This window comes from Microbispora hainanensis (assembly GCF_006874475.1).
In the GTDB taxonomy this organism is placed as follows: domain Bacteria; phylum Actinomycetota; class Actinomycetes; order Streptosporangiales; family Streptosporangiaceae; genus Microbispora; species Microbispora hainanensis.
In genome coordinates this window covers 76,790-85,276 of sequence record NZ_VIRM01000038.1, presented here as the reverse complement: position 1 = coordinate 85,276, position 8,487 = coordinate 76,790, and the positions used below count along the sequence as shown (strand labels likewise).

Below are 8,487 nucleotides of genomic sequence, written 5' to 3'. Positions count from 1 at the left end.
GCACTCCTCGCTGCGGCGTGACCTACAATCGGAGTCTCCACTTCGGTTACAGGCTATGAAGCGGCGAATCCGGATGTCAATCGAGGCGTGGGGAGAGCCGAGGGATGCCGAAGGACCAGCGCGTTCCCGAGCAGGACGCCTCAGGAGCGCCGGCCAGGACTCTGCGCGCCGACGCCCAGCGCAACCGTACCCGCATCCTGGAGGCCGCGGAGACCGTCTTCGCCGCCAAGGGCCCCTCCGCCTCGACCGAGGAGATCGCCCAGAAGGCCGGCGTCGGCATCGGGACCGTCTTCCGGCACTTCCCCACGAAGGAGTCCCTGCTCAAGGCGATCATGCACGCGGTCGCGGTGCGGCTGGCCGAGGAGGCCCGGGCGCTCGCGGCCGAGGGCGACCCCGCCACCGCCCTCTTCACCTTCTTCACCCGCACCGTCGAGCAGGCCGCAGAGCAGAAGACCGTCGTCGACCTGCTCGCCCAGGCCGGCATCCCGGTCACCGTCGCCAAGCCCGTCCTCGCCCTGCGCGAGGCCGTCGAGGTGCTCGTCGGCAAGGCCCAGCAGGCCGGTGCCGTACGGCCCGACGTGCGGGTGCCGGAGATCATGGCCCTGCTGATCGGCGTGTGCCAGGCGTCCCTGCACACCCCGTGGGAGCCAGATCTGCGGGCCCGTACGCTCGCGATCGTCTTCGCGGGCCTGCGCCCCGCCTGCGTGACCGGCTGACCCCCGTCTCAAGGCGGTCACACAAAACCGCAGCTCATCGGCATGGCGGGCACGTCGTGTGAACCCTTGCACCTGACAACCGCAATGATTGGCTGCGCACGGTGCGGACGGACCCGTCGATGGGGAGGGGTCGGAGGCGCCGCGCAGCGGTCACCGCTGTCAGAGAGGAGACGACGTGCGGCGCCAGGACGAGGCCGAAGATCTGGTCCAGCTGCTCACGCCCGAAGGCGAGCGTGTCGCGCACCCCGAATATGACCTGGACCTGTCGAAGAGCCAGTATCGGGGGCTGTACCGCGACATGGCGCTGGTGCGCCGGATCGACCGGGAGGCCTTCGCTCTCCAGCGCCTCGGCGAGCTGGGAATGTGGATCCCCTGTCTGGGGCAGGAGGCCGCCCAGATCGGCTCGGGCCGGGCGCTCGCTCCGGACGACCACGTGTTCCCCTCCTATAGGGAGCACGGCGTCGCCTGGTGCCGGGGCATCCCCCCTCTCGACCTCATGGGCATGCTGCGCGGCACGACGAACGGCGGCTGGGACCCCCGGGAGACCCGCTTCCACCTCTACACGATCGTCCTCGGCGCGCAGACGCTGCACGCCGTGGGCTACGCCATGGGGGTGCGCAGGGACGGCGACGACTCGGCCGTCGTGGCCTACTTCGGCGACGGCGCGGCGAGCGAGGGGGACGTCAGCGAGGCCTTCAACTTCGCGGCCGTGTTCGACGCGCCGGTGGTGTTCTTCTGCCAGAACAACCAGTGGGCCATCTCCCACCCCGTCGGGCGGCAGAGCCGGGCGCCGATCTACCAGCGCGCGCGGGGCTACGGCTTCCCCGGCGTACGGGTGGACGGCAACGACGTGCTGGCCTGCCTCGCCGTGACGAGGGCCGCGCTGCGGCACGTGCGCTCCGGGGGCGGGCCGTTCCTCATCGAGGCGCACACCTATCGGATGGGCCCCCACACCACCTCGGACGACCCGGGCCGCTATCGGCCGGCGGAGGAGGTGGAGGCGTGGCGGCGGAAGGACCCGATCGCGCGCATGCGGGCCTACCTGCTGCGGGAGGGCATGGCCGACGAGGCGTTCTTCTCCGAGGTCGACGAGGAGGGCGACCGCCTGGCGCTCGAACTGCGCGACGGGGTCATCTCCCTGCCGGACCCGCCGGTGGACGCCATGTTCGAGCACGTCTACGCCGACCGGCACGCGCTGGTGGAGGAGGAGCGCGCCTGGTACGCCGCCTACCTCGACCGTTTCGAGGAGCCCGGCGCCTGAGAGCCACAGGGGGCGACCGACTTTCGTCACAAACCAGCAAAAGTTGCGTCGTTTCGCGAGAACTATCTTCACAATTCTCAAAAAGCAGCTTACCTTCGGGGCGAATCACCGCTACTGCGGCCGATTTGTGAAGCGCACGCGTGCCGAACGCGTGGGCCCCGAAGGAAAGGAAGCTCCGCCATGCCCCCCAGGCGGCCGACCGATCGCGCCAGAAAACGGATCGCGCAGACCTGCGCCCTGCTCCTGGCCTTCACGGGCATGACCGTGCTCACCCCTGCCGCGCCCGCACAGGCGCACGCGGCGCCCATCGAGGCCGCCGACTACCAGCGTGTGGAGCTGGCCAGGGGCGTCGCCGAGATGGGCGAGCCGATGACGATGACCGTGCTGCCCGACCTGTCGGTGCTGCACACCGCGCGCGAGGGCGTCCTGCGGCGCACCGACGCGCGCGGCGACACGACCGTGGTCGGCACGCTGAACGTCTACACCCACGACGAGGAAGGGCTCCAGGGAGTCGCCGCCGACCCCGGCTTCGCGACCAACCGGTTCATCTACCTCTACTACGCTCCCCGCCTCGACACCCCCGACGGCGACGCTCCGGCCACCGCGTCGGACTTCTCGGCCTGGAAGGGCGTGAACCGGCTGTCCCGGTTCACGGTCAAGCCCGACTGGACGCTCGACAAGGACAGCGAGGTCAAGATCCTCGACGTGCCCGCCGACCGCGGCATCTGCTGCCACGTCGGCGGCGACATGGACTTCGACGCCGAAGGCAACCTCTATCTCTCGACCGGCGACGACAGCAACCCGTTCGACTCGTCGGGCTACGCCCCCATCGACGAGCGGCCCGACCGCAACCCGGCGTACGACGCCCAGCGCAGCGCGGGCAACACCAACGACCTGCGCGGCAAGATCCTGCGTATCAAGGTCAAGCCCGACGGGACCTACGACATCCCCGAGGGCAACCTGTTCCCGCCGGGCACTCCGGACACCCGGCCCGAGATCTACGCGATGGGCTTCCGCAACCCGTTCCGGCTGAGCGTCGACAAGGCCACGGGCGTCGTCTACGTCGGCGACTACGGCCCCGACGCCGGCACAGGCGACCCCAACCGGGGGCCGAGCGGCCAGGTCGAGTTCAACCGGGTCACCCGCCCCGGCAACTACGGCTGGCCCTACTGCACGGGCACCAACACGCCGGCCGAGACCTACAACGCGTTCACGTTCCCCTCCGGGCCCTCCGGGGCGAAGTACGACTGCGCCGGCGGCCCGGTCAACGCCTCCCCGCGCAACACCGGGCAGCGTGCGCTGCCGCCCGCCCAGCCCGCGTGGATCAGGTACGGCGGCGACGCCGGCTCGCCGCCCGAGTTCGGCGGCGGCTCCGAGTCGCCGATGGGCGGGCCGGTCTACCACTACGACGCCGCGCTCGACTCGGCGGTCAAGTTCCCGCAGGACCTGGACGGACACCTGTTCGCAGGCGAGTTCGGCCGCCGGTGGATCAAGGCGATCGACGTGCAGGCCGACGGGACGCGCGGCGACATCGCCGGCTTCCCGTGGACCGGCACGCAGGTGATGGACCTGGCGTTCGGCCCTGACGGCGCGCTCTACGTGCTCGACTACGGCACCGGCTACTTCAACGGCGACGCCAACTCGGCGCTGTATCGCTTCGAGTACATCAAGGGCCGCGACCGCTCCCCCATCGCCGTGGCCAAGGCCGACAAGACCTCGGGCAAGACGCCCCTCACCGTCACGTTCTCCTCGGCCGGCTCCGCCGACCCCGAGGGCGCCACGCTCACCTACTCCTGGGACTTCGGCGACGGCACCGCCTCCACGGAGGCGAACCCGGTCAAGACCTACGACGAGGACGGCACGTTCACCGCGACGCTGACGGTGCGCGACCCCGCGGGCAACAGCGGCAGCGCCAGCGTGGTCGTCACGGCGGGCAACACCGCGCCGGCCGTGACCATCGAGACGCCCGTCGAGGGCAGCCTGTTCCAGTGGGGCGACTCGGTCCCGTTCACGATCAAGGTCACCGACCCGGAGGACGGCGACGTCGACTGCGCCAAGGTCAAGATGACGTACGTGCTCGGCCACGACAGCCACGGCCACCAGATCAGCTCGAAGAACGGCTGCTCGGGTGAGCTGACCATCCCCGTGGACGGCGAGCACGACGACGCGGCCAACATCTTCGCCGTGTTCGACGCCGAATACACCGACAAGGGCGGGCTGACCACCCACGCCCAGCACATCCTGCAGCCGCGGCACCGCCAGGCCGAGCACTACACCGCCTCCCAGGGCGTCAACCCCATCAACAAGTCGCAGGCGCACGGCGGCAGGACCGTGGGCGATGTCAACAACGGCGACTGGATCTCCTTCAAGCCCTACACGCTGACCACGGCCAAGGGGATCGCGGCCCGCGTCTCCTCCGGCGGGAAGGGCGGCACCATCGAGGTCCGCGCGGGCTCGCCGACCGGCACCCTGCTGGGCAAGGTGAGCGTGCCCGTCACCGGAGGCTGGGAGACGTTCACCGACGTCTCCGCGCCGCTCGCGAACGCCCCGGCCGGGACGACCGAGCTCTACCTCTACTTCAAGGGCAACGACGGGGCGCTGTTCGACGTGGACGACTTCACGCTGACCGCCGAGCCGCCCGCGGGCGGGAGCCCGGGGCCGATCGTCAACGCCGGCGGCCTGTGCCTCGACGTCGCGAACGCCGACCCGGCCAACGGCACCAACGTCCAGCTCTACCAGTGCAACGACACCGGGGCGCAGGTCTGGAGCGTCAACGGCTCCACGATCCGCTCGCTCGGCAAGTGCCTCGACGTGTCCAACGGCGGCACCGCCGACGGCACGCGGGTGCAGATCTGGGACTGCGTCGCGAACGTCCCCGCGCAGGTCTGGACGATCGGGACGGACGGCACCATCAGGAACCCGCAGTCGGGCAAGTGCCTCGACGGCTCGAACACCGGGCAGATGGTCATCAAGACCTGTGACGGCAGCAACGCGCAGAAGTGGACGACCTCGACGGGCCCGGGCAGCGGCGAGGGCGAGGTCCTGGTCTTCTCCCGTACGGCAGGCTTCCGGCACGACTCCATCCCGGCCGGCATCCAGGCCATCAAGGACCTGGGCTTCACGGTCACCGCGACCGAGGACCCGGCCGTCTTCACCACTGAGAACCTGGCGAAGTACAAGGCCGTGGTGTTCCTCAGCACCACGGGCGACGTGCTGAACGACGCCCAGCAGGAGGCCTTCGAGTCGTACGTCAAGGCGGGCGGCGGCTACGCCGGCATCCACGCGGCGGCCGACACCGAGTATGACTGGCCGTTCTACGGCGGCCTCGTCGGAGCGTGGTTCGCCTCGCACCCCGCCGTGCAGCAGGCGACCGTGAAGGTGGAGGACCGGGCCCACCCGGCGACCGCCCACCTCGGGACGGCGTGGACCCGCACCGACGAGTGGTACGACTACCGCACCAACGCCCGCAGCACCGCGCACGTGCTGGCCACGCTGGACGAGAAGTCCTACTCCGGCGGGAAGATGGGCGAGGACCACCCGATCGCGTGGTGCAAGGAGTATCAGGGCGGGCGGTCGTTCTACACGGGCGGCGGGCACACCGCGGCGTCCTTCTCCGAGCCGGAGTTCCGGCAGCACCTGCTCGGCGGCATCCGGTACGCCATGGGCGACCTCAAGGCCGACTGCCGTCCGGAGACCGGCTACACCACGCTCTACAACGGCGGCACCACCGGCTGGGAGCAGGCCGGGCCTGGCGGCTTCACGGAGGCCGACGGCACCCTGACCTCGCACGGCGGCCTGGGGCTGTTCTGGTACAAGGCGAAGGAGTTCCACTCCTACTCCCTGAAGCTCGACTGGAAGATGAACGGCGACGACAACTCGGGCGTCTTCGTCGGCTTCCCCGCCTCGGACGACCCGTGGTCGGCCGTCGACAACGGCTACGAGATCCAGATCGACGCCACGGACGTTCCGGAGAAGACCACCGGGTCGGTCTACGGCTTCCAGTCGGCGGACCTCACGGCCAGGGACGCCGCGCTCAACCCGCCCGGGCAGTGGAACACCTACGAGCTCCGCGTGGAGGGCGAGCGCCTGCAGATCTTCCTGAACGGCGTGAAGATCAACGACTTCGTCAACACGGATCCGGCGCGGTCCCTCCAGCAGGGCTACGTGGGCATCCAGAACCACGGCGACGGCGACGAGGTGGCGTTCCGGAACATCCGCATCAAGGAGCTCGGCCCGGCGGAGGGCGACGTCACCGTCCAGGCCGAGAGTTGGACGGAGGCCAACGGCGTCGACACCTACGCGCACGCCCCCGCGCACGGCGGCACCGTGCTCGGCTTCGTCAACCCCGGCGACTGGGCGGCGTACGACGGGATAGACCTGACCGGCGTCACCCGGTTCACGGCGCGGGTGGCCTCGCCCAACCCGAGCGGCGGCTTCGAGATCCGGACCGGTTCCCCGACCGGCCCCGTGCTCGGCACCGTCACCGTCCCCAACACCGGCGGCTGGGAGTCGTACGAGGATGTCTCCACGCCGCTCAGGAACGTCCCCTCCGGGACCACGAAGCTCTACCTGGTGTTCACCGGGGCCGACTTCGACGTGGACGACTTCACGCTCGTCCGCGGCCCGGACGACTCGCCGGAGGTCGAGCTGACCGTGACGGCCGCGCCGCGCTGCGTCGGCACCTCGGCGTACCTGGCGGTCACGGCCGTCAACAACGGTGACGTGCCGGCGACCGTGGAGCTGACCACGCCGTACGGCGCCAAGACCGTGGCCGACGTGGCCCCGGGCAAGAAGGCCTACCAGTCCTTCAACACCCGGGCCGGGCAGATCGACGCGAGCACGGTCACCGTGACCGGCACCGCCACGATCGACGGCACGGAGGTCACCTCGTCGTACGACGCGGCCTACACGGCGGCCACCTGCCGCTGAGCCGCAGTGACCGGCCGGTCTGCGGCCACCTGGGGGGTGCCCCGCGACACGAGCCGCGGGGCACCCGCTTCGTTACCGGCCGGTCCGCGCGCCAGGTCTGTTGCCCGTCCGCCGTCGACGCCCGCTGAATGCTCGACCGGAACCTCATCCGCTATCTCATCCAGACCCTCGGCGAGGGGGTGCTGCTCGCGGCCCTCGTCGCCGCCGGTCTCGCCTACGCGGCGGCGCAGCGCCGGGGCGGTTTGCTGCGCGAGGCCGAATACCGCGCCCGCGCCGCGGAGGAGCGCCTGAGCGTCGCGCGCGAGGTGCACGACATCGTCGCCCACACGCTCGCCGTCGTCGGGGTCCACCTCAACGTCGCCGCCGACACCCTGCGGGAGGATCCGGCCGAGGCCGCCGCCGCGCTGCGCCTGGCTCAGGACGTCAGGAACCGGGCGATGAAGGACCTCAACGCGCTCATCGCCCTCCTGCGGGAGGGCCCCGCCGGCACCGAGCCCCAGCCCGACATGTCATCGCTCGGCGCGCTCGTCGCCGACGCCCGCGCCGCCGGGCTCGACGTCACCCTCCACGAGCACGGGGACCTGTCCACGATCCCCGCCCCCGCGTCCGTCGCGGTCCACCGCATCGTCCAGGAGGCCCTCGCCAACACGCTCAGGCATTCGGGGGCGACCACGGCCAAGGTGACGGTCGGCCGTCACCCGCGAACGGTCACCGTCGAGGTCACCGACGACGGCAAGGGCGACCCGACCGGCGGCGGGATCACGGACGGGAACGGCCTCACCGGGATGCGCGAGAGAGTGCGCGCCCTGGGCGGGACGCTCACCGTCGGCCCGATGTCCCGGGGATTCGCCGTGAAGGCCGAAATCCCTGTGGCAGGCTCTGTGGAGGACGCTGTGGCAGGCTCTCCGGAGTGACGATCAAGGTGTTCCTCGCCGACGACCAGGCACTCGTACGGGCGGGCTTCCGCAGCCTGCTGGCCCGCTCACGGGACGTGACGATCGTCGGAGAGGCCGCCGACGGCGCCGAGGCCGTACGGCTGGCCGAGAGCACCCGCCCCGACGTCGTGCTCATGGACATCCGCATGCCGGGGACCGACGGCATCACGGCCACACGGAGCATCGTCGGCCGCCAGGACTGCCGGGTCGTCATCCTCACGACCTTCGACACCGACGAGCACGTCTTCGCCGCGCTGCGCGCCGGAGCCAGCGGCTTCCTGACCAAGGACGTCGAACCGGCCGAGCTGCGCCGCGCGGTGGCCGCCGTGGCCGCCGGGGACGCGCTCCTGTCCCCCGGGGTCACCCGCCGCGTCATCGAGCGGTTCGCCCGGCGACAGGACCTCGCGCCCGACGCCGGGGAGCGGCTGGCCGCCCTCACCACCCGCGAGCTGGAGGTGGTGCGGCTCGTCGCGCTCGGCCTGTCCAACGGCGAGATCACCGAGCGCCTGGTCATCAGCCCGCTCACCGCCAAGACCCACGTCGCCAGGGCCATCGCCAAGCTCGACGTCCGCGACCGGGTGCAGCTCGTCATCCTGGCCTACGAGAGCGGCCTGGTGCGGCCCGGCGGTTGAGGGCAAGCGGTCAG

Annotated in this window: 5 protein-coding genes; all 5 read left to right on the top strand. The window is 71.0% G+C overall.

All coding sequences use genetic code 11. The features are described 5' to 3' along the window. Positions 1 to 104 precede the first annotated feature (104 nt). The 5 genes from FLX08_RS26910 (at position 105) to FLX08_RS26890 (ending at position 8,473) form a co-directional block, all read left to right on the top strand. Entirely contained in the window at positions 105 to 716 is a 612-nt protein-coding gene (locus FLX08_RS26910; RefSeq protein WP_142622640.1) for a TetR/AcrR family transcriptional regulator, read from the top strand. A 175-nt stretch (positions 717 to 891) separates the two neighbouring features. Then, positions 892 to 1,977, top strand: a complete 1,086-nt coding sequence (pdhA, locus tag FLX08_RS26905) for a pyruvate dehydrogenase (acetyl-transferring) E1 component subunit alpha (RefSeq protein WP_142622638.1) — start codon at positions 892 to 894, stop codon at positions 1,975 to 1,977. A 180-nt stretch (positions 1,978 to 2,157) separates the two neighbouring features. Further along, positions 2,158 to 6,906, top strand: coding sequence for a ThuA domain-containing protein (locus FLX08_RS43270; protein WP_142622636.1), 4,749 nt, complete (start codon positions 2,158 to 2,160; stop codon positions 6,904 to 6,906). Positions 6,907 to 7,034: 128 nt separating this feature from the next. After that, complete coding sequence (locus FLX08_RS26895) at positions 7,035 to 7,820, top strand: sensor histidine kinase (RefSeq protein ID WP_142622634.1); 786 nt, start codon at positions 7,035 to 7,037, stop codon at positions 7,818 to 7,820. Next, positions 7,817 to 8,473 (top strand): response regulator transcription factor, encoded by a 657-nt coding sequence (locus FLX08_RS26890; RefSeq protein ID WP_142622632.1) that lies wholly within the window; start codon positions 7,817 to 7,819, stop codon positions 8,471 to 8,473. The genes FLX08_RS26895 and FLX08_RS26890 overlap by 4 nt, the downstream gene beginning before the upstream one ends. The last annotated feature ends 14 nt before the right edge of the window (positions 8,474 to 8,487 follow it).